18 protein-coding genes are annotated in these 20,311 nt (G+C 56.5%); 8 read left to right on the forward strand and 10 right to left on the reverse strand.

Annotation, left to right across the window (positions count from 1 at the left end; all coding sequences use genetic code 11):
- Nucleotides 1-136 precede the first annotated feature (136 nt).
- Together HWX89_RS21065 and HWX89_RS21070 are read right to left on the reverse strand one after the other, a co-directional pair.
- Nucleotides 137-1,096 carry a helix-turn-helix domain-containing protein gene (locus HWX89_RS21065; RefSeq protein WP_138791086.1) on the reverse strand — a complete coding sequence of 320 codons (960 nt, stop codon included), beginning with the start codon at nt 1,094-1,096 and terminating at the stop codon, nt 137-139.
- A gap of 93 nt (nt 1,097-1,189) precedes the next feature.
- Nucleotides 1,190-3,268, reverse strand: coding sequence for a putative bifunctional diguanylate cyclase/phosphodiesterase (locus HWX89_RS21070; protein ID WP_138791087.1), 2,079 nt, complete (start codon nt 3,266-3,268; stop codon nt 1,190-1,192).
- 300 nt (nt 3,269-3,568) lie between these two features.
- On the opposite strand from HWX89_RS21070, the gene HWX89_RS21075 reads away from it, so the two are divergent.
- The 4 genes from HWX89_RS21075 to pth all read left to right on the forward strand — a co-directional run bounded on the left by HWX89_RS21075 (nt 3,569) and on the right by pth (nt 8,394).
- Nucleotides 3,569-4,174 (forward strand): 50S ribosomal protein L25/general stress protein Ctc, encoded by a 606-nt coding sequence (locus HWX89_RS21075; RefSeq protein WP_138791088.1) that lies wholly within the window; start codon nt 3,569-3,571, stop codon nt 4,172-4,174.
- Nucleotides 4,175-4,463: 289 nt separating this feature from the next.
- Nucleotides 4,464-6,854 carry a bifunctional diguanylate cyclase/phosphodiesterase gene (locus HWX89_RS21080; RefSeq protein ID WP_138791089.1) on the forward strand — a complete coding sequence of 797 codons (2,391 nt, stop codon included), beginning with the start codon at nt 4,464-4,466 and terminating at the stop codon, nt 6,852-6,854.
- A 20-nt stretch (nt 6,855-6,874) separates the two neighbouring features.
- Nucleotides 6,875-7,588, forward strand: a complete 714-nt coding sequence (locus HWX89_RS21085; protein ID WP_246705223.1) for a substrate-binding periplasmic protein — start codon at nt 6,875-6,877, stop codon at nt 7,586-7,588.
- A gap of 89 nt (nt 7,589-7,677) precedes the next feature.
- Nucleotides 7,678-8,394 (forward strand): aminoacyl-tRNA hydrolase, encoded by a 717-nt coding sequence (pth, locus tag HWX89_RS21090; RefSeq protein ID WP_138791091.1) that lies wholly within the window; start codon nt 7,678-7,680, stop codon nt 8,392-8,394.
- A gap of 19 nt (nt 8,395-8,413) precedes the next feature.
- Here pth and clpS read toward each other — a convergent pair whose 3' ends face one another.
- Nucleotides 8,414-8,725 (reverse strand): ATP-dependent Clp protease adapter ClpS, encoded by a 312-nt coding sequence (gene clpS, locus HWX89_RS21095; protein ID WP_138791092.1) that lies wholly within the window; start codon nt 8,723-8,725, stop codon nt 8,414-8,416.
- A gap of 214 nt (nt 8,726-8,939) precedes the next feature.
- On the opposite strand from clpS, the gene ychF reads away from it, so the two are divergent.
- The 3 genes from ychF (at nt 8,940) to HWX89_RS21110 (ending at nt 11,155) form a co-directional block, all read left to right on the forward strand.
- Entirely contained in the window at nt 8,940-10,043 is a 1,104-nt protein-coding gene (ychF, locus tag HWX89_RS21100; RefSeq protein ID WP_138791093.1) for a redox-regulated ATPase YchF, read from the forward strand.
- Nucleotides 10,044-10,217: 174 nt separating this feature from the next.
- Nucleotides 10,218-10,691, forward strand: coding sequence for a MaoC family dehydratase (locus tag HWX89_RS21105; protein WP_138791094.1), 474 nt, complete (start codon nt 10,218-10,220; stop codon nt 10,689-10,691).
- Complete coding sequence (locus tag HWX89_RS21110) at nt 10,688-11,155, forward strand: MaoC family dehydratase (protein ID WP_138791095.1); 468 nt, start codon at nt 10,688-10,690, stop codon at nt 11,153-11,155. The genes HWX89_RS21105 and HWX89_RS21110 overlap by 4 nt, the downstream gene beginning before the upstream one ends.
- Nucleotides 11,156-11,199: 44 nt before the next feature.
- Here the strand turns inward: HWX89_RS21110 and HWX89_RS21115 are convergent, their stop codons facing one another.
- The 5 genes from HWX89_RS21115 to petA form a co-directional block, all read right to left on the reverse strand.
- Entirely contained in the window at nt 11,200-11,742 is a 543-nt protein-coding gene (locus tag HWX89_RS21115) for an adenine phosphoribosyltransferase (RefSeq protein ID WP_045019026.1), read from the reverse strand.
- Nucleotides 11,743-11,832: 90 nt separating this feature from the next.
- A complete protein-coding gene (locus tag HWX89_RS21120; RefSeq protein ID WP_138791096.1) occupies nt 11,833-12,225 on the reverse strand; it encodes a GFA family protein in 393 nt (130 codons plus the stop codon).
- 87 nt (nt 12,226-12,312) lie between these two features.
- The gene (locus HWX89_RS21125) at nt 12,313-13,224 is read right to left on the reverse strand and encodes a cytochrome c1 (protein ID WP_138791097.1); all 912 of its coding nucleotides are present in this window, start codon (nt 13,222-13,224) and stop codon (nt 12,313-12,315) included.
- Nucleotides 13,225-13,246: 22 nt separating this feature from the next.
- Nucleotides 13,247-14,569 carry a cytochrome b gene (locus HWX89_RS21130; RefSeq protein WP_138791098.1) on the reverse strand — a complete coding sequence of 441 codons (1,323 nt, stop codon included), beginning with the start codon at nt 14,567-14,569 and terminating at the stop codon, nt 13,247-13,249.
- Between the two features lie 14 nt (nt 14,570-14,583).
- Nucleotides 14,584-15,162, reverse strand: coding sequence for a ubiquinol-cytochrome c reductase iron-sulfur subunit (petA, locus tag HWX89_RS21135; protein ID WP_138791099.1), 579 nt, complete (start codon nt 15,160-15,162; stop codon nt 14,584-14,586).
- A 308-nt stretch (nt 15,163-15,470) separates the two neighbouring features.
- On the opposite strand from petA, the gene HWX89_RS21140 reads away from it, so the two are divergent.
- Nucleotides 15,471-16,403 carry an endonuclease/exonuclease/phosphatase family protein gene (locus HWX89_RS21140; protein WP_138791100.1) on the forward strand — a complete coding sequence of 311 codons (933 nt, stop codon included), beginning with the start codon at nt 15,471-15,473 and terminating at the stop codon, nt 16,401-16,403.
- 10 nt (nt 16,404-16,413) lie between these two features.
- Here the strand turns inward: HWX89_RS21140 and HWX89_RS21145 are convergent, their stop codons facing one another.
- Nucleotides 16,414-18,282, reverse strand: a complete 1,869-nt coding sequence (locus HWX89_RS21145; RefSeq protein ID WP_138791391.1) for an ABC transporter ATP-binding protein — start codon at nt 18,280-18,282, stop codon at nt 16,414-16,416.
- Between the two features lie 124 nt (nt 18,283-18,406).
- The gene (locus HWX89_RS21150; RefSeq protein ID WP_138791101.1) at nt 18,407-20,257 is read right to left on the reverse strand and encodes an ABC transporter ATP-binding protein; all 1,851 of its coding nucleotides are present in this window, start codon (nt 20,255-20,257) and stop codon (nt 18,407-18,409) included.
- Nucleotides 20,258-20,311 lie beyond the last annotated feature (54 nt).

Raw genomic sequence — 20,311 nt, forward strand, 5'->3', positions numbered from 1 at the left:
GGAAGAAGGTGGTCTCCTATCGTGACATTTGGTAGAGGGGCGGCGAGGTTCCGCACCGCACAGTGTTTCACATCTGCGACAAAGCGGCCTTGCGGAGAACGCAAGACCGCTTTTGCGGGTCCAGAGTTAAGAAATGTCAGTGAACGGCGAGCTTTTTCATCTTGCGATGAAGGGTCGCACGGCTGATCCCCAGCAAGGAAGCAGCCTGCGTAACATTGCCGTTTGTGCGCGAAAGAACCCGGCGCAGCGCGGCTCTTTCCGCTTCGGCGAGATCAGAGCCGCCGTCATGTCGCTGCTCGTGAAGTATGTCGGCAGCGGGCACGCCCTGGGCAATTTTCCCATCATCCAGCTTGAGCGCAATTCTCGCAGCACTCGTTGCACCAAGAACAAGATCGTCCTGATCGACCGCAAGCAGCGAGAGCGACGCACCCGAACCAGTTGGCACAATCACGATACGAGCACCCGGGAAAGCCCGACGGAAAAGATTGCCCTCTATCCGTTGCGCTGCATCCTTGACTGCCTGGGTCACGAAAGAGAACGTCATTTCATCAATGTCGTTACGGCACGTCGAAATATCGAGGGCGCCCGTCACCCTCCCCGTATGATCGCGGATGGGAGCAGTGGTGCAGCTCAGTCGGGTGTTGGACGTGAAGAAGTGCTGGTCGCGATAAACGACAACTGATCGCTCATCGACAAGCGCTGTTCCGATACCATTTGTCCCGACGCTTTGTTCGCTCCACACCGCTCCTGACCATAAACCAAGGGCACGGAAATCGCGATCATCTCCCGCCGCGCCGCGCCGTTCCAGCGCAACCCCCTCGGCATCCGTCAGCAACAGACAACATCCCGACCTGCCGACACTCTGGAATATACGGTCGAGTTCCTCAGTACTTTCGGCAATAAGGCCGGCAGCACTTTCCCGCGCACGGCGAAACTCGCTGTCGGTCAGGAAAAGAGGCTTGCGATTTTCTTCCGGGGCAAGGTGATGTTTCACCATGCAGCGACGCCATGAGGCGACAATTGGAGAGCTCGCGGCGGCGGAACGGTGTCGCGCGATTTCATACACGCGGTCTGCATGGGCAAGGTCAGATGACATGCGCTCCTCCCAAAGCTTTTGGGCAATGTGCGCTGTAAGCCTTCACGTTTCAATAAAAAACTTTGCGAGCGCAGGCTCGCCAGGTTTTCTCGTTCAGCTTGCGGCGCGATAACGCAGGTCGTCAAGGCCCGCCTGATCGTCCGAAGACTGCAGGTCATCACCCACGAGATTGGCGATCGAGGTCACAGGGCCAGGTTTACCGAAGAAGAAGCCCTGCACCTGCAGGCAACCTTCTCGGCGCAGGAACTCTATATGAGCCTGCGTCTCAACCCCTTCGGCCAGAACCGGAATGTTCAAGCTGTGCGCCAGGATAAGCGTCGAACGGACGATGGCCTCGGACTGCACATTCGTCGAGAGGCCGTCGATAAACGCACGGTCGATCTTGATCTTGTCGAAGGGGAAACTCTGCAAGGTCGAAAGCGAGGAATAACCGGTACCGTAGTCGTCCATGGCAATTTTCACACCCAACGCTTTCAGTCGGCGAATGGTCGTCAGGGCATGGCGATGGTCGGCAATGATACTGCCCTCGGTGATTTCGAGTTCCAGCCGCGCTGGCTGAAGCCCCGTCTTGCGTAAAATCCTGTCCACCTTGTCGGGAAAGTCGTTGTCGGCCAGCTGCTGTGGCGCCACGTTGACGGCGACCGAAAGCGCCTTTTTCCAACGCGCGGCCTGTGTGCAAGCTTCCGCCAGCACCCATTCACCCAACTCAACAATGAAACCATTCTGCTCGGCAATCGGAATGAAATCGGCAGGGGAGATCATGCCGCGTGTCGGATGCTTCCAGCGCAAAAGCGTCTCGAAACCGACAATGCTGCCGGTATTGGTATCATTCTGCTGCTGATAATAGAGCTCGAACTCGTTGTTCTCCAGACCGGCACGCATGGCGATTGCAAGTGCATTGCGCTCGCGGGCCGCATCGTCCATCGACTTGTCGTAGAAGCAGATCGTTTCTGCGATGCCATTCTTGGCGCGGTACATGGCCACATCGGCCTGGGCTATCAGGGTATCGGCATCGACCGAACTGCTGTTGCGAACAGAAATGCCGACGCTCGCCCCGACGGTGAAAGAATGACCATTCCACTCGACCGGTGTGTTGATCTGCTCGATCAGCCGTTTGGCAAACTCCGTGCCATCTGCACGGGTGTAATAAGCTTTGGTCAGCGCCACGAACTCGTCACCGCCCATACGCGCCAGGAACTCGCCCGACCTCAACACGGAACTCGCCCGGTCTGCAATCGTGCGCAGCACCGCGTCTCCCGCCGCATGGCCGTGCACATCATTGATTTCCTTGAAGCGGTCAAGGTCGATCGACAACAGTGCAATATGCGCGCCGGTGGACACGTCACGCGTAAAGCGGGTGAGATGTTCGATAAATGCCGCACGGTTTGGAATGCCGGTCAGTGGATCGTGAAGCGACAGATGCCGATAACGCGCCACTGCCTGCTGCGTTGATTGAGCATCGATCACGTAGGTCGACAAGCCCAGTGCAAAAAGCAGCACAGTCACTCCGATCGCTCCTCCTCCCATAAGTGCGGGCGAAAGGAGGCTCTCTTCAATGACAATCCGGGGATCGAACTCGAACGTCATCGATGCCATGCCGGTATAGTGCATCGACGCGATCGCCAGAATGAGAAAGGCGACGGCGGAATGTTTACAGAACCAGTTGATGGGACGGGCAATGCGGTTAACAGCCAAGGCGCCGAAGACAGCGCCAAGGATCAGCGATGCGATGACGTAGCTCTTGTTCCACTGGATGAAGCCCTGGACGTTATAGGCTGCCATGCCGGTGTAATGCATCGCCGCAATACCAAGGCCGACAATTGCACCACCGGCTTCGACGAAGGCACTTCTTCCACCATAGGCGGAAATGCCAAGCCCCGTCGTCATGGTCACGATGGCGATGACCAGCGAAAACCCGGTCAATGTCGGATCATAACCGACAGTGCCGGCCGCGATATATCCGAGCATCGCAACGAAGTGGGTTGTCCAGATGGTTGCACCACCATTGACGCCGGCCAGAAACAACCAGCTCACCTTCTGCACGCCAGACGCGACTCTGACGCGTGAGAACAACCTCATCGTAACGAAGCTGCCCAGAATACAAACGATCACGGCGGCGGCCGTGTAGCGGATGTCATGATCGATGATCAGGCAGTATAGAACCAGAAGCATTATTGTCTTGCACCAACGGAATGTCGGCGACACTTATCATTCATCAAGTTTGCGCTTGGTTTATGCACATGGCTAAGCATTGATTAAAAAAATCGGCCAAGAACACTATAGACGCAGGATCGGTATTGGCGCAGTTCGAGTCTGGCGATGCAGCCTTGTCATTGCGGCTGTTTTGTACTATAGCGCCCGCACCCGTGCAGACACCCTTGGAGGCAACGCGGGCGGGATGACCTGATGGCCATCTCCAGTTCAAGCCAAAAACAGGCATGAACTCTCCATATAACCTCGAAAGGAAATGCCATGAGCAAAGAATCGTATGAGCTCAAGGCCGAGGCGCGCGAACGAGTTGGTAAGGGGTCCTCTCGTGAACTTCGCCGCAACGGTTTGATTCCCGCTGTCATCTACGGTGACAAGCAGGCCCCAATTTCTATCGCCCTGTCGACCAAGGAAGTAACGCAGCGCATTCACGCTGGCGGCTTCATGACGACGATCGCGACCATCGACTTCGACGGCCAGAAGATCAAGGTTCTCCCGAAGGATTACCAGCTTGATCCGGTTCGCGACTTCACGATGCACGTCGACTTCCTGCGCGTTTCCGGCAATGCTGCCGTTAACGTTGAAGTTCCGGTTCACTTCGTCAACGAAGACAAGTCGGACATCAAGATCGGCGGCGTTCTGAACATCGTCCGTCACACGGTCGAACTGCACTGCCCGGCAACCGATATCCCGGAATTCATCACGGTTGATCTCGCTGGCCTGAAGATCGGCGACAACGTTCACATCTCGAACGTTAAGCTGCCGAAGAACGTTACGCCGGTTATCGACCGCGACTTCACGATCGCAACGATCGTTGCTCCGGCCGCTGGCGTTGCTGAAGAAGCAACCGAAGAAGCTTCCGGCGAGTAATTGACGGGACCGAAAGGTCCTGATCGCCTTGCTTATGAAGACCCGTTCCGTTCGCGGAGCGGGTTTTTTTGTGTTTTGTGAACCTTAAATCGAAACCCCTTTTCTATCCCGCGCGAACGCTGCAGCGTTTCAGCATCGATTAATAATTCCATGAAACGATGCGATTGCTCTCACCCAGCACCGGACGCCAAGAAAAACAATGACCTGTCTGTTTTCTCATTCAGGTTTTCAAGGACGACCGGAAAGGTGAGACGCGTAATTCAGGGGCAAAGGGTAACGACAATCAAACATGGCTCATTCCGTCGAAAGTCGCTTCATCGCGATTGTCTCCGGGGCACTTCTCACGGTCGTTGCTCCCCTCTTCACGCTCCTGCTGACGCTCTCCTATCACGAAGCCATTCGTAGCCAGCGCGATCACCTTGAAATACTGCTGACCACGAACACGCAGGCCCTTGCACGCCCCCTGTGGGATCTGGATGATGACACCATCAACCAGATCACCGGAACGCTTGTCTCAGACCCCATGGTAAAGATGGTGGAGGTCAAGGACACGTCTGGACAGCTCGACATCGTCCAGACCGCGGGCGACGACGCTGTCGAAGATACGGTTTCGACATCCCGCACGGTTATCTACAAGACGTCGGGGGGCGCGATCACGGTCGGACAGCTGATCGTTCACTATCAGAGCCTCAGCCTGTTCACGTCCCTCAGCCAGATGGAAATGGCGTTCATTACCATTTTCATTCTGGCGATTCTGACGATCGTGCTCGCAGCCATTGTCGGCAACCGCTTCATGGTCATTCGGCCGCTGATGCGATTGGCAGCGGCCATCGAAGCGACACGGCGTCTTGGCTCGCGCCACCACGTCGACTGGCGCTCGAAGGACGAAATCGGCCGGCTGGCTAAAAGCTTCAACGAAATGCAGACCCAGCTCGAAAAAGAAGAGCTGGAGATCAAGAATGCCCATGAACGCAAGATCGAGATCTACAACCGCACGCCCGCCATGCTCTTCTCTCTCGACCGGCAGGATCGGGTCGCGGCTGTTAGTGACTATTGGGTCCAGGTAAGCGGTTACAGCCGCGCAAAAGCACTGGGTCTGGATTTTGCCGATCTCATTCATCCGGAAGATCGGCCACTCTTCAAGACGCGCAAGACTGCGTTCGAGGCTGTGGATGCCACGGGACAGATGGGCATTACGCTGCGCTTCCGTTGCGGCGACGGCCGCACCATGGATATCCTTATTCTCGAAAAAGAACTCCACTCCAGCGCAGTGACGCAATCGGACACACGGCTTTGCGTCATGACTGACGTGACCGAACTGCGCCAGTCGGAAAAGCGCAATCGGCAGCAGGCCATTTCCGATCACCTGACAGGCCTTTTCAATCGCCAGGGCTTCGAGGCAATCCTGGACACCCAAATCCGCGAGGCGGACAAGAATGGAACGGAACTCGCGTGCCTTTTCATCGACCTCGACCGGTTCAAGGCAATCAATGACAGTCTCGGCCACGCCATAGGCGATGCCGTCCTCAAGGAGTTCACGCTGAAGCTTGAACCTTTGCTCACCGCTGACGATAGCGCGTCGCGGCTGGGCGGTGACGAGTTTGCCATTCTGCTTGCCGGCGAAAATGCTGCCGAGCGCGCCTCCAAATTCAGCGACCGTATCTGCTCGATTCTGGATACGCCTTTCGACATTGACGACAACAGCATCCGTATGAGCGCCAGTATTGGCATGGCGATCTACCCGGTTCACGCGTCGAGCGCCGCTGAACTTCTGCAGAATGCCGATATGGCGATGTATACACGCAAAAGGGCCGGCAAGAACGGATCGCAAATGTTCGACCCGTCCATTACCGACCGGGCACGCGAACACGCGGAGATGGAACGCGATATCGAACAGGGCTTGGCGGAGGGCTGGTTTGAACCATATTTCCAGCCGATCCTGGATCTTGCAACGGGCCAGACGGCAGGCTTTGAAGCCTTGATGCGCCTCAATCATCCGGAAAAAGGGCTGCTGCCCCCCGCCGCCATCGTCAGCCTTGCGGAGGAAAACGGTACGATCAATCGGATCGGAAACACGATCCTCGACCTTTCGATTGCCAATCTGGCCGAGATATCGCGCATCCCCGGAATGGAGAATTCCTATGTGGCGGTTAATTTCTCACCGCTGCAATTTGAACCGGGACTTCCCACACGTATTGCCGGCGTTCTTCATCGCTACGGCATCCGCCCATGTCGCCTCGTCATCGAGATAACCGAAGCGGTCATCATGAAGGATGATCCGCAAATCCGGGCGATCCTCGACGCCATTCATCAATTGGGCTGCCGGATCGCTCTCGACGATTTTGGCACGGGTTATTCGTCCTTGAGTTACCTCAGCCGTTTCCCGGTCGATATCGTCAAGATCGACCAGTCGTTTACGCGTTCGATCTGCGAGGAAACCGTCGAGGTAAAACAAAGAAGTCGCATGCTGATCGAGGGCATCGCTGCCATATCGCACAAGATGAACTGCATCGTCGTGGCAGAGGGTATCGAAACCGAGGAGCAGAAGGCACTTCTTCTGTCAATTGGTGCGGACTGTGGTCAAGGTTATCTGTTTGCAAGGCCACAACCGGTTCCCGCCGTCATCGACGACCTGAACCGTGATCGACTTGTCGACAGCGTATCGGTCCGGCAGGCATGAGATCGAAAGGAGCGGGTTTGATGCGATTGATCTTGTTGCCCCTGATCTGCCTCGCGCTTGCCCATCCTGTCAGTGCGGCAACACTGTTTCTCACCACGGAGATCTATCCTCCCTATAACGTCCGGTCCGCCGATGGCGGCGTGGAAGGCGTCTTCATCGATCAGCTCAAAATCCTGCTCGATGAAACAGATACGGATTATCAGGTCAGTGTGATGCCGTGGGCGAGAGCCATTGCGCTTGCCAGAACACAAAGCATGCATTGCGCCTTCGCCGCCGCGCGGACACCGGAGCGGGAAAATCAGTTCAAGTGGGTTTCTCCGATCCTGACTGACAAGAATATCCTCATCGCCAAAAGCACGACGCCGATCGACTCCACAAGTCTCGACAAGATGAGGAAATACCGGGTCGGCACCCAGCGCGGCGACTATACGGAAAAACTGCTGCAATCGCTCGGGTTTGCAAACATCGATCTCGGTGCGGACTTTTCCATCACGTTGAACAAGTTGAAAGCCGGGCGCATAGATCTGATGCCCATGTCCGAATTTACCCTCGGGAGCTTGCCGGCGGGCGAGTTCAAGGAGGTCATGACCTTTTCAAAACAGCAGTTTGGCTTGGCATGCCACAAAAGCGTGCCTGATACCTTGATAAAAAAACTGCAGGCTCGCCTTAACACACTGATCGCCGATGGCAGACAGCAGAAACTCTTCGACCGCTATAACCTAAACTCTCGCTGATTGCGCGACAGGACACAAAGAGGTTGACAGCGGCGGCATTTCGGGGTGGTGACAGGCGAGAAAACCAGTCAGAACGCGGACAGCCCCCCATGAAGATCATTGCAGGATTAGGTAACCCCGGCGCGCAATATGCGGGTAACCGACACAATATCGGCTTCATGGCCGTCGATGCCCTGCAACGTCTGCCGTCTTTTGCCCCCTGGTCGAGAAAATTCAAGGCAGAGATTTCCGAAGGAGAGATCGACGGCGAGAAAGTGCTGTTGATGAAGCCCCTTACCTATATGAACCTCTCCGGTGAGGCTGTGGGGGAAGCAATGCGCTTCTTCAAGCTCAAGCCCGCCGACATTATCGCTATCCACGACGAACTGGACCTGCCGGCCGGCCGCAGCCGGATCAAGATCGGTGGCGGACATGGCGGGCACAACGGCCTCAAGTCGCTCGATGCCCATTGCGGCAAGGAATATCGCCGCCTGCGCCTTGGCATCGGTCATCCGGGAGACAAGGAGCGTGTCCACGGGCATGTTCTGGGTGACTTCGCCAAGGCCGATGCAGTTTGGCTCGACCCGCTGCTCGACGCCATTGCCGACAACGCTGCCATGCTGATCAAGGGCGAAGATTCGCAGCTTATGAACAAGCTGGCTCTCGCCACTGGCAGCAAGCCGGAAAACGAGAAGCCCGCCAAGACAGCGAAACCTGCCGCGCAATCGCATATTCACCAGGCCAGAAACAGCGCTCAGCCCAAAAAGCTGCCGGAGACTGGCCCCATGGCAGAAATGCTGAAGAAGATGTTCGGCAAGAAAGACTGAGGAAGCGACACGCTTGGGGTCATTCCTCCGGCTCGGTGGTGAACATCAGCGGAAATCCCGCCTGCTTGCCAAGATCATTCGCCTCCTTTGCTTTTGTCTCGGCGATATCACGCTCACAGACAACCACAACCGAACTGCCGAAACGATGTGCCGTCATCATGACGCGATGGCCGGTTTCCTCGCTCATGCGAAACACCGCTTTGAGGACGATGGTCACAAAGTCGCGCGGCGTGTAATCGTCATTCAACAAAATGACCTTATATAGCTTCGGCCGCTCAAGCTTTGGTTTCGTCTTCGGTTTTGGTTTGAGATCGACAGCGTTGTCACTCATGGGAAGTCCCCGTTGATGACGAAAAGACCGGACGCTTGGCCGACGCATATTGCGCCGCGACCGCTATATCGGCAAGTCTGCCAAGAGCGGACGCCCGAAATTCAGCACCATTCCGCCGCTTTGTCCGGACAAATCAGGCGCCGGGCTTGACCTTGCCCCGCCCATTCCGCAAAAGGCTCCCAACGAATTCTTTCAAACGGACAGGTTTCAAGCCATGGGCTTCAAATGCGGTATCGTCGGGCTGCCGAATGTCGGCAAGTCCACCCTCTTCAACGCGCTGACGAAAACGGCTGCCGCACAGGCAGCCAACTATCCTTTCTGCACGATCGAGCCCAACACTGGTGAAGTGGCTGTTCCAGATCCCCGCATGAAAGTGCTGGCGGATATTGCCAGCTCCAAGGAAATCATCCCGACCCGCATTTCATTCGTCGATATCGCCGGCCTGGTGCGCGGTGCATCGAAGGGCGAAGGTCTCGGCAACAAGTTCCTTGCCAACATCCGCGAAGTCGATGCAGTGGTACATGTTCTGCGCTGCTTCGAAGATGACGACATTACCCACGTCGAGGGCCGCATCAATCCGGTCGGCGATGCCGAGACGATTGAAACAGAGTTGATGCTCGCTGACCTTGAGAGCCTCGAACGCCGCGTCGAACAGACCCGCAAGCGTGCCACCTCCAAGGATAAGGAATCGCTTGCGCAGCTTCCTGTCATGGAAGCGGTCATTAAGCTGCTGAATGAAGGCAAGCCTGCCCGCCTGCTGTTGAAGACGCTGGCCGCAGACGAGATCGAAGTGCTGAAGGGTCTGAACCTTCTCACCTCGCACCCGGTTCTTTACGTCTGCAACGTCGCTGAAGCCGACGCTGTCGATGGCAACGAGCACACCAAGGCCGTCGCCGAAATGGCCAAGGCGCAGGGCGCGGAATGTGTGATCATTTCTGCGGCTATCGAAGCCGAAGTCGCGCAGCTTCCTGAAGAAGAAGCCAAGGAATTCCTGTCTGCTCTCGGTCTGGAAGAAGCAGGTCTCGACCGCCTCATTCGTGCCGGTTACCACCTACTCGACCTCATCACCTACTTCACCGTCGGTCCGAAAGAATGCCGCGCCTGGACGATCGTTCTCGGCACCAAGGCGCCGCAGGCAGCAGGTGTCATTCACACGGATTTCGAACGCGGCTTCATTCGCGCCTTCACCATCGGCTATGACGATTACGTTGCCTTCAAGGGCGAAGTCGGCGCCAAGGAAGCTGGCAAGGGCCGTGACGAAGGCAAGGAATACGTGGTTCAGGACGGCGACGTCATCCATTTCCGCTTCAACACCTGACACACCGGGCATTTCCGGACATTCCGTCCAACAGGAAGTCATAAAGCTTGCGCCGCCCTCCGGGCGGCGTTCTTGTTTGTGATGTTGCATTCTCCCGCCCGAATGATTTGACCTTTACGTAAAAGGCAAAATCATCTTAGATGCCGCCGTATTGACTGTGCACAGGAGGAGAACATGGCACCGGTCGCGACATATGCCTACGAGGATTTTTCTGCAGGGCGGGAATTTCCCCTAGGGCCGCAGCCGATTTCAGCAGCAGATATCATTGAGTTTGCCAGCGAATTCGACCCCCAACCCATGCATCTTTCAGAGGAGGCTGGTCGCGCCAGCATTCTTGGCGGGTTGGCGGCCTCAGGCTGGCACACATGCAGCCTGTTGATGCGCATGATGGCGGACAGCTACATCATCAATTCGACGTCGCAGGGCAGCCCCGGCATCGATTATGTCGAGTGGAAAAAACCGGTACTGGCCGGCGATACACTCACTGGCAAATCCATTGTCCTGGAACAGCGCACGTCCAGCTCACGCCCCGGCATCGGGCTCGTGAAATTCAGGCACGAACTCTACAACCAGCGCGGCGACTTGGCAGCCCACGGAGAAAACACAGTCATGTTCAAAATGCGCTTAAACGGAGGTGTTGCAGCATGAGACTGGCGGAACTCTCTCCCGTTGGTGAGCGTGTCAGACTCGATACGCTGCACTTTTCCGCTGACGACATCATTCGTTTTGCCGAAAAATTTGACCCGCAGCCATTTCACCTGGATGCGACGGCGGCGAAGAACAGTGTTTTCGGCGCCCTGTGCGCGTCCGGTTGGCACACCAGCGCCGGTTGGATGAAGACCTTTCTTAGCCATTGGGCAAAAGAGGTAAAACGCCTGAAACAGGAGGGCATCGAGCCGCCCAAACTTGGCCCCTCACCCGGATTTCGCAAGCTGCAATGGAAGAAGCCGGTCTATGCCGGAGACGACGTCACCTATTTCGTTACCCTGGTCGACACGCGACCCCTGGCATCAAAACCCGGTCTGCTGCTCAACACCACTTTTAACGAAGGCGTCAATCAGGCCGGAGAAACGGTGATTTCGTTTGAAAGCGGCGTTCTGGAATTTGAATAAATTCTTGCCCTGCGCGCCGATGGGCGCGCAGGGTGGATTTCGTATCAGTGACCTGAAAATTCGACCAGCGTCCGCACTTCAACGCCAAGGTCTTCCAGTTTCTTGCGTCCGCCAAGATCAGGCAGGTCAATTACGAAGCATGCGGATACGATGTCCGCTCCCATCTGCCGCAAAAGCTTCACGGCCCCTTCCGCCGTTCCACCGGTTGCGATGAGGTCATCCACCAGAATAACCTTTTCACCGGGCTGCACGGCATCCACATGCATTTCCATCTCGTCGACGCCATATTCGAGGCTGTAGGCAACGCGAACGGTGGTGTGAGGCAGCTTGCCTTTTTTACGGATCGGCACGAAACCGGCCGAAAGCTGATGAGCAACAGCGCCGCCGAGGATGAAGCCGCGTGCTTCCATCCCGGCAATCTTGTCGATTTTCGTCCCCGCATAAGGCTGCACCAGTTCGTCTACGGCCCGCCGGAACGCGCGTGGATTGCCAAGCAGCGTGGTGATGTCACGGAAAATGATGCCCGGCTTCGGATAGTCGGGAATGGAACGAATGGCAGCGGAAAGCTCCGAAGCGATGACGGTCATGGTATGTCCAATTAATATGGGAAATGGATCAGAAGGTTCGCGCTACCCTATCAATTCGGCGGCGACGTACCAACTAAAAAGGACAACGGCTTACGCGACCTGCTCCATGCCAGCGATCCGCCCCCATGAAGGACAAACATCTTCGAAGGAATGAGACTGTGGTCTCAGCCCCTCGTCAGCCTTGTCGTCGAAACAACCGAAGACGAGGGCAACGGTCGGCGCGTCATCGATGGCGCCCAGCGTGCTGCCGCAGGCAGCGCAGAATGCACGGCTGGAATAGTCGGAAGAACGATAGGTGGCTGGCATGCCTCCAGCGCCGGTCCACCGCACAGCATCCTTGGCATACTCCACCCACACTAGGCTCGCAGCACCCGAATGACGCTGGCATATATCGCAGGAACAACTATGCCGGTTGGCCGCCTCGCCACTCGCCTCAAACCGGATGGCACCGCAAAGGCAGCCGCCACAACGTGTTATACTCATTGAACGTTCTCCTGCTGCACAGCGCATGAAAAAGCCCCCATGCGATCATGGGGGCCAAATCCTCTTCATTGATCCCATCTGTTCGGATCAATGTTCCTTGTTCGCGTAGACCGATTTCTTGGTGAGGTAGACCAGAGCGGTAAAGATGAACAGGAACACCATGACCATGAAGCCGGTGCGCTTGCGATCTTCCAGATGCGGCTCAGCGGCCCACATCAGGAATGCGGAAACATCCTTGGAATACTGGTCGACCGTCTGTGGCGTGCCATCGTCATATGTCACCTGATCGGCGCTGATCGGCGGCGCCATTTTCAGCGCGGTTGCACCAACGAAATACGGGTTGAAATGCGTGCCTTCCGACAGCGTGTAATCCGAACCGTCCGGGTTTTTTATTCCTGCCGGTGCATCCTGATAACCGGTCAGCAGCGCATGGATGTAATCGGGGCCGCCTTCCTGATAACCACCGACGATCGGGATCATGTCGATGAGGAACTGCGGAAAACCACGTTCGACGCCACGTGCCTTGGCCAGCAGCGACATATCAGGCGGAGCGGCTCCACCATTGGCTGCAGCCGCCGCCTCATGGTTCGGGAACGGCGATGGGAAATGATCCGAAGGCACGGCCTTGCGGTTAAACATCTCGCCGTCGGCATTCGGGCCGTCCTGAACCTCGTATTCACCAGCGAAAGCCTTCACCTGATCTTCCGAGTAGCCCAGATCCTCCAGCGTACGGAAGGAAACGAGGCTCATCGAATGACAGGCGGAACAGACTTCCTTGTAGACCTTCAGGCCACGCTGAAGCTGGCCCTTGTCATATTTTCCGAATGGCCCGGCAAAGGACCAGCTCTGCTCTTCAGGCTTGATAACCGGGAAATGATTTCCGGCGATCGCATGCGTGGTCTGGGCGGCAAGATCGTGGCTTTCTTCCGCCGCAGAGGTGACAGAGACTGAGCCGGTAAGGGCGGCGATCAGCGCGATGCTCGTGAGAAGCTTTTTCATTGTCGTCATCCTTCCTTCGCGATCACGCTTCGGCAGCCGCAGAAGCGGCCGACTTCTTGCCGCTCTTTTCGAGAACGGCTTCGGTAATCGAGTTCGGAATACGCCGGGGCGTTTCGACAAGGCCGAGGATCGGCATGATGACGAGGAAGAAACCGAAGTAATAAAGCGTGCCGAGCTGCGAATAGCCGACATAGTTGCCCTTCAGGTCGCCACCGAAAATCAGACCGATCAGACCGCTGCCTTCAGCAGGGCGCGAGCCCAGCCAGCCAAGTAAGATCGCATTGACCACGAACAGCCAGAAGAACATCTTGTACCACGGCCGATAGACGGCAGAACGGACACGCGACGTATCGAGCCAAGGCAGAAAGAACAGCACGACGATCGCACCGAACATCACGAGAACGCCACCCAATTTGGAATCGATGATCCAGATATTGAAAGTGATGGCGCGCAGCATGGCGTAGAACGGCAGGAAGTACCATTCGGGCACGATATGTGCCGGTGTCTTCAACGGATCTGCCATGATGTAGTTGTCAGGGTGACCGAGGAAGTTTGGCATGTAGAACACGAACCAGGCATAACCGATCAGGAACACAGAGACGCCAAGCGCGTCCTTCAACGTCGCATAAGGCGTGAACGGAACCGTATCGGTCTTGCTTTTCACTTCAACGCCGGTCGGGTTTGTCTGACCGGTCACGTGCAAAGCCCAGATGTGCAGGATCACGACGCCCGCGATCATGAAGGGCAGCAGGTAGTGTAGCGCAAAGAAGCGGTTCAGCGTCGGCTGATCCACGGCAAAACCACCAAGCAGGAACTGCTGAATCCACTCGCCCACGGCCGGGAAAGCCGTGAAGAAGCCGGTGATAACGGTTGCGCCCCAGAAGGACATCTGACCCCAGGGCAGAACATAGCCCATAAAGCCCGTTGCCATCATCAGCAAGAAGATGACACAGCCGAGAATCCAGAGAATCTCGCGCGGCGCCTTGTAGGAGCCGTAGTAGAGACCACGGGCAATGTGAAGATAAACGGCGATGAAGAAGAAGGATGCGCCGTTTGCATGCATGTAACGCAACAGCCAACCGTGGTTGACGTCGCGCATGATCTTTTCAACGGAATTGAAGGCAACCGTCGTTTCCGCAGCATAGTGCATGGCAAGCACTACACCCGTCAGGATCTGCACCAGCAGCATGACGGACAGCATAGCCCCGAACGTGTAGGCGTAGTTCAGGTTACGCGGGACCGGATAGGCAACGAAGCTGTCATAGATCATGCGCGGCAAAGGAAGCCGCGAATCGATCCACCTCTCGATGCCGGTGGACGGTTGATAACTGGAATGACCACTCATGAATATCTGTCCCCTTATCCGATCTTGAGTACGGTATCGGATGTGAATGCAAATGTCGGAATCGCAAGGTTCTGCGGCGCCGGGCCTTTGCGTATGCGGCCCGCCGTATCGTAGTGCGAGCCATGGCAGGGACAGAACCATCCGCCGAAATCGCCGGCCTGGCCGAGCGGAATGCACCCAAGATGCGTGCAGGAGCCGATCATAACGATCCAGTTTTCCTTGCCCTCTCCGGCGGAACGGTCGATGTCGGTTGCCTGCGCGTCAGCGGCGATATTGGCATTGCGGGCCACAGGGTCCTTGAGATCGGCAAGAGCCACGGCCTTGGCCTCTTCGATTTCCTTTTCCGTGCGGTTGCGGATGAAGACGGGCTTACCACGCCACTTCACCGTCAAAGACATGCCCGGCTCGACGGCTGCCACATCCACCTCGATAGAGGCAAGCGCCAGCGTCGATGCGTCAGGACGCATCTGGTCGATAAATGGCCATGCGACGGCAGCGGCACCAACAGCCCCCGCCATTCCGGTTACAAGATATAGAAAATCGCGACGGGTCGGTTCACCCGATGCGTCATGATTGGTTACGTGCTCGCTCACCGCTACACCATCCTCTGCGCTGTTTTTGCCGTAGATCGCATGAGTCCTCCCGCTATGATTTGATCCAAGACAAACTCCATCCCTCGTCTCGGGTCATGTGCGCGGCAGATAGAATCCGCGTCATTGTGTTTGATCGCAAAATATTGACGGACTTGGCAAGAGCAAAGCACACAAAGCTGCCGTAATTCTGTCCCTAGGGCCTCATTTGCTTCGCGATTTCCGCTGCGTTCGACAGCCATGCAACATTGTGCGCGGTTCTACGGCATGTTAGGAGACGGGGCGGGAGAGCTTGGAAAGCAGGAATTCGTATGAAGGCGAAGCTCGCTTGCATGGCTTCCTCGGCGATATTGGGCGCGCTTTTTATAATAAGCCTGCGTTATATCACCGATTTTTGGCTACTCGCCTTCGTCAACAGCTTCCAACTTCACATCGCTGTTGTCTGCATCCTGCTGTCTTTGCTGGTTTTTTGGGCGGCGCGTAACGCCATATCCGTCATTCTCGTGGTCTGGTCGCTGGTGCTTTGCGGCCACGCACTCGCCATGATGCTGGAATTCTCCACTTCCGCCTCCCCGCCTGCAGACGCAAAGCCCTTTCGCTTGCTGTCATTCAACGTGTTGATGGAAAACGCCGCCAATGCAGATGCCATCGCCGACACAATTCTCGCCTCAAATGCGGATGCAGCCTATGTTTTCGAGGCTGGCGCGTTGGAATCGGTCCTGCCGAGACTGTCCCTGACCTACCCCTACAGGCTGGGATGTTACCAGGGCACCCCGACCTGCGACCTGTTGATCCTGTCGAAGCGGCCGCTGAATGAAGGGCACTTCCACAGCCTGAGCGATCTGCGCCGCGACCGTTTTGCGATGGCCCAGATCGATTTCGAAGGGACCGAACTGACACTTGCAGCAGGTCATATCACCAAGCCCTATTTTGACGACTATCACCGTGACGAACTGGATGAAGTGAGCGAACTGATCTTCAAGGTCACAGGACCGCTCATTCTGGCGGGTGACTTCAATTCGGCAAGCATTGCACCGGATATGCGCGCTTTTCTGGCCTCAAACGATCTGAAAAAAGCGTTTTGGGAACCGGCAACATGGCCGATCGAGGCCGGTAGCTTCGGCATTGCCATCGATCACATTTTCGCCCGCGAACCGGCAATGCTGATGAAAACCACCCGACTGGCAGACAATCTCGGCTCCAATCACTACGGTCTTGTTGCCGATTTCATGATCGGACAGTAACGACAGCAGTTTATTGCGCGGCCTCATCTGCGGCCAGGAAACCGCCGGACTGCCGTGCCCAAAGCTCGGAATAAAGTCCACCGGATGCGACGAGTTCGGAATGTGTACCCTGCTCGACGATGCGACCGCGATCCATCACGATCAACCGGTCAAGGGCAGCAATAGTGGACAGACGATGCGCAATGGCCAACACTGTCTTCCCCTGCATCAGTTCGTCCAGATTGCTCTGGATCGCAGCTTCCACCTCGGAATCGAGTGCGGAGGTGGCTTCGTCGAGCACGAGAATGGGAGCGTCTTTCAGCATGACGCGTGCGATGGCGATGCGCTGGCGCTGACCGCCAGACAATTTCACACCGCGCTCACCGACATGGGCATCCAGACCCTTGCGACCGCGCTGATCTTCCAGCCTTGCAATAAAATCATCCGCCTTGGCTCGCCGCACGGCTTCCAGCAACTGTGCCTCCGTCGCATCCTGCCGACCGAACATGATGTTGTCGCGGATCGAGCGGTGCAGCAGCGAAGTGTCTTGTGTCACCATGCCAATATGGGCGCGCAGCGATTCCTGCGTGACCTTTGAAATGTCCTGTCCGTCAATGAGAATACGGCCGCTCTCCACGTCGTAGAAACGCAAGAGCAAGTTGACCAGCGTGGATTTTCCTGCGCCTGAACGGCCAACGATACCGACCTTCTCGCCCGCAGTAATGTCGAGATTGAGATTGTCGATGACGCCGCCGCTGCGGCCGTAATGAAAACTGACATTATCAAAACGGATCGCAGGCTTGCGAACGGAAAGAACAGTGGCGTCAGGCGCATCGACTAGATCGATCGGCTGCGAGATCAGCTCTGCAGCGTTCTGCACAGTACCGAAATTGCGCATGATGCCGTTGAACTGGGTCATCAATCGCCCGAGCAGGAAGTTCAGTCTCAACACCAGTGCCAGCGTGAAGGCAACGGCACCGGAACTGATCTTGCCGGTCAGCCATAGATGCATGCAGAGCGCGGCCATTGACGTGATCATCACCCCTGACAGCAGCGCCATCGAAGCCCGCACGCCAGTGATGAAACGCGTGAAGGTCATGGTGGTGGTCTGGAAGATATCGAAACCCTGCCGCATGTAGCGGTCATTGGCATCATCACGTCCGAACAGCCTGAGTGTCTGAATATTGCTGTAAGCATCGACCATGCGGCCCGACAGCATGGACGCGGCTTCCGCGGTCTCCTTTGAGTGGTAGCGGATACGCGGCACGAAATAGCGTGCCAGCATCGAAAAGATCACCACCCAGACGAGCACGACCACCGCCAGCCGCCAGTCCAGTCCGCCAATCAGGAAGAGCATCGAGACGGAGTAGATGCCAACAAACCAGACGCTTTCCATCAGCGACGTGACGAGGTCACCTGCCGCCTGGCCTCCAGACCAGACCTTTGTGACGATCCGTCCGGAAAAGTCGTTCTGGAAGAAGCTCAGCGATTGTCGCGCGACATGCATATAGGATTGCCAACGCACCAGGTTGTAGAAACCCGGCGTAATGATCTGCTGATCAACCAGAGCCGTTATCATCGTCACGATGAAACGTACGACAGCAATCAGGACGAGCATGCCGAATAACTCTGTTCCATGCGTGGCCAGCAATCCTGACCATCCCTCGCCCGGTTTCACCGTCGCCAGAATATCGACAAGGCGTCCAACGAACCAGAACAGCGCCGCTTCGATGGCCGCAGTCATGCCGCCAAGCACCAGCATGGCAAAGAATGGCGCCTTCGCCTGCGAGACATAGAACCAGATGAAGGAGAATGTGCTTTCCGGCGGCCTCAGATCGTCCTTACGGGCGAAAGGCTTTATCCAGTTCTCGAAGAACTCGAAGATGCGCGTCATGACCATGTTTCGGATATAGGCGGATTCTGCTTGAGGGAACAGCCGCACAGGCGACCCCGGCGGATTATATTTCGGTAATATTTGCAGACATGAAAAAGGGCGGAAAATGCTTCCCGCCCTCTGATTTTTCTTATTCAGCCGCCACATCGGCCTCGTGATCGGCAATGAAGCCGCCGGACTGGCGCCGCCAAAGATCGGCATAGATACCGCCCATTGCCGCCAGTTCGGCATGACTTCCAGCCTCGACGATCCGGCCTTTATCGAGGATGATGAGCCGGTCCATTTCGGTCAATGTCGACAGCCGGTGGGCAATCGCAATCACCGTCTTGCCTTCCATCAGGGCAAACAGATTTTCCTGAATTGCCGCTTCGACTTCACTGTCCAATGCCGAGGTCGCCTCATCGAGAACAAGGATTGGTGCGTTCTTCAAGAACACCCGGGCAATCGCGATACGCTGGCGCTGTCCGCCCGAAAGCTTCACGCCACGCTCACCCACCTGCGCGTCGAGACCATGGCGACCCTGCATGTCCACCAGTGTCTCTATGAAGTCCCAGGCATTGGCACGTTTCGCCGCTGCAATGATCTCCTCATCCGTCGCCTCTGGATGACCATAGGCGATGTTGTCTCGGATGGAGCGATGCAGCAGCGACGTATCCTGCGTGACCACGCCGATCAGTGAACGCAGGCTGTCCTGCGACACCGTGGAGATATCCTGCCCGTCGATGGTGATCCTGCCCGCCTCCAGATCGTAGAAACGTAACAACAGGTTCATCAGCGTCGTCTTGCCGGCACCGGAGCGACCGACCAGACCGACCTTCTCGCCGGGCCTGATATCGAGCGTCAGCCCATCGATCACGCCCTTGTTCTTCCCGTAGTGGAAGCGAACGTTGTCATAATGGATAGCGCCCTTCGGCGCTGCCAGTTGCGGAGCCTGCGGCGCATCGACGATATCGTGCGGCTTGGTCATCATCGACATACCGTCGTAAACGGTGCCGATGTTTTCGAACAGTGACGTCACTTCCCACATGATCCACTGCGACATGCCGTTGACACGCATGGCAAGGCTGACCGCAATGGCGACAGAACCCGCTGTTACCGACCCCTGCATCCAGAAATACAGACCCAGTGTCGCAGTGGAAAACAACACGACCGCATTGTTAAGGTCGATCAGGATGTTGAAGCCGGAAATCTTGCGCATCTGGCGATGGACGGTTCCAAGGAACACGTTCATCCCTTCACGCGCATATCTTTCCTCACGACCCGCGTGCGAGAACAGCTTGATCGTCGAAATGTTCGTGTAGCTATCGACGATACGGCCGGTCATCATCGAGCGAGCGTCCGCCTGTTCCTGCGCCAGGCGCCCAAGCTTCGGCACAAAATAGGCAAGAATGCACATATAGATGCCAAGCCACGCCAGAAGCGGAATGACAAGCCGCCAGTCCGCCGCCGCAACCATGAATAGCATCGAAACAACGAAGCTGATCGCGTAGACGAACACGTCGATTACTTTCAACGCGACTTCACGGATCGCCAGCGCCGTCTGCATCACCTTGGTCGAAACACGACCCGCGAACTCGTTGGCGAAAAACGTCATCGAGTGGCGAAGCAGGAAACGATGCATTTTCCAGCGCGCGATCATGCCGAAGTTACCGGCAAGCGTCTGGTGCATCGTCATGGTGTGGATAGCGCCCATGAGTGGCAGCAGGAACAGTACCAGACCGGCCATGGCAATCAGATGCCATCCTTCATCGGCAAAGAATGTCTCGCGATTGGCCGTAGACAGCCAGTCGACGATATTGCCGAGGAACTTGTAGAGCATCGCTTCCGCAACCGCGATGCCCATCGACATCAGGCCGAGCAGAAGAAGCCACGGCCAGGCGGGCTTCACGTAATGCCAAAGGAACGGCAACAGCGTCTTCGGCGGCACGGTGGGCGTCGAAGCGGGAAAAGGATCAAGGCGTTTTTCAAACCAGCCAAACATAGGCCAAGCTCCGGCAAACAATCGCCTCATCGTTGAAGTCGGTGAAACGCAATT

The sequence above is a fragment of the Rhizobium sp. RM genome, from assembly GCF_013390595.1.
Lineage (GTDB): Bacteria > Pseudomonadota > Alphaproteobacteria > Rhizobiales > Rhizobiaceae > Agrobacterium.

What these genes read in the sequence shown, in the direction of transcription:
- HWX89_RS21105 (WP_138791094.1), top strand. Translation starts at nt 10,218, where the DNA reads ATGGCACCGGTCGCGACATATGCCTACGAGGATTTTTCTGCAGGGCGG.
- HWX89_RS21065 (WP_138791086.1), bottom strand. Translation starts at nt 1,096, where the DNA reads ATGTCATCTGACCTTGCCCATGCAGACCGCGTGTATGAAATCGCGCGA.
- HWX89_RS21080 (WP_138791089.1), top strand. Translation starts at nt 4,464, where the DNA reads ATGGCTCATTCCGTCGAAAGTCGCTTCATCGCGATTGTCTCCGGGGCA.
- ychF (WP_138791093.1), top strand. Translation starts at nt 8,940, where the DNA reads ATGGGCTTCAAATGCGGTATCGTCGGGCTGCCGAATGTCGGCAAGTCC.
- HWX89_RS21110 (WP_138791095.1), top strand. Translation starts at nt 10,688, where the DNA reads ATGAGACTGGCGGAACTCTCTCCCGTTGGTGAGCGTGTCAGACTCGAT.
- HWX89_RS21145 (WP_138791391.1), bottom strand. Translation starts at nt 18,282, where the DNA reads ATGGTCATGACGCGCATCTTCGAGTTCTTCGAGAACTGGATAAAGCCT.
- HWX89_RS21150 (WP_138791101.1), bottom strand. Translation starts at nt 20,257, where the DNA reads ATGTTTGGCTGGTTTGAAAAACGCCTTGATCCTTTTCCCGCTTCGACG.
- HWX89_RS21125 (WP_138791097.1), bottom strand. Translation starts at nt 13,224, where the DNA reads ATGAAAAAGCTTCTCACGAGCATCGCGCTGATCGCCGCCCTTACCGGC.
- HWX89_RS21115 (WP_045019026.1), bottom strand. Translation starts at nt 11,742, where the DNA reads ATGACCGTCATCGCTTCGGAGCTTTCCGCTGCCATTCGTTCCATTCCC.
- HWX89_RS21140 (WP_138791100.1), top strand. Translation starts at nt 15,471, where the DNA reads ATGAAGGCGAAGCTCGCTTGCATGGCTTCCTCGGCGATATTGGGCGCG.
- HWX89_RS21075 (WP_138791088.1), top strand. Translation starts at nt 3,569, where the DNA reads ATGAGCAAAGAATCGTATGAGCTCAAGGCCGAGGCGCGCGAACGAGTT.
- HWX89_RS21085 (WP_246705223.1), top strand. Translation starts at nt 6,875, where the DNA reads ATGCGATTGATCTTGTTGCCCCTGATCTGCCTCGCGCTTGCCCATCCT.
- clpS (WP_138791092.1), bottom strand. Translation starts at nt 8,725, where the DNA reads ATGAGTGACAACGCTGTCGATCTCAAACCAAAACCGAAGACGAAACCA.
- HWX89_RS21120 (WP_138791096.1), bottom strand. Translation starts at nt 12,225, where the DNA reads ATGAGTATAACACGTTGTGGCGGCTGCCTTTGCGGTGCCATCCGGTTT.
- HWX89_RS21070 (WP_138791087.1), bottom strand. Translation starts at nt 3,268, where the DNA reads ATGCTTCTGGTTCTATACTGCCTGATCATCGATCATGACATCCGCTAC.
- HWX89_RS21130 (WP_138791098.1), bottom strand. Translation starts at nt 14,569, where the DNA reads ATGAGTGGTCATTCCAGTTATCAACCGTCCACCGGCATCGAGAGGTGG.
- pth (WP_138791091.1), top strand. Translation starts at nt 7,678, where the DNA reads ATGAAGATCATTGCAGGATTAGGTAACCCCGGCGCGCAATATGCGGGT.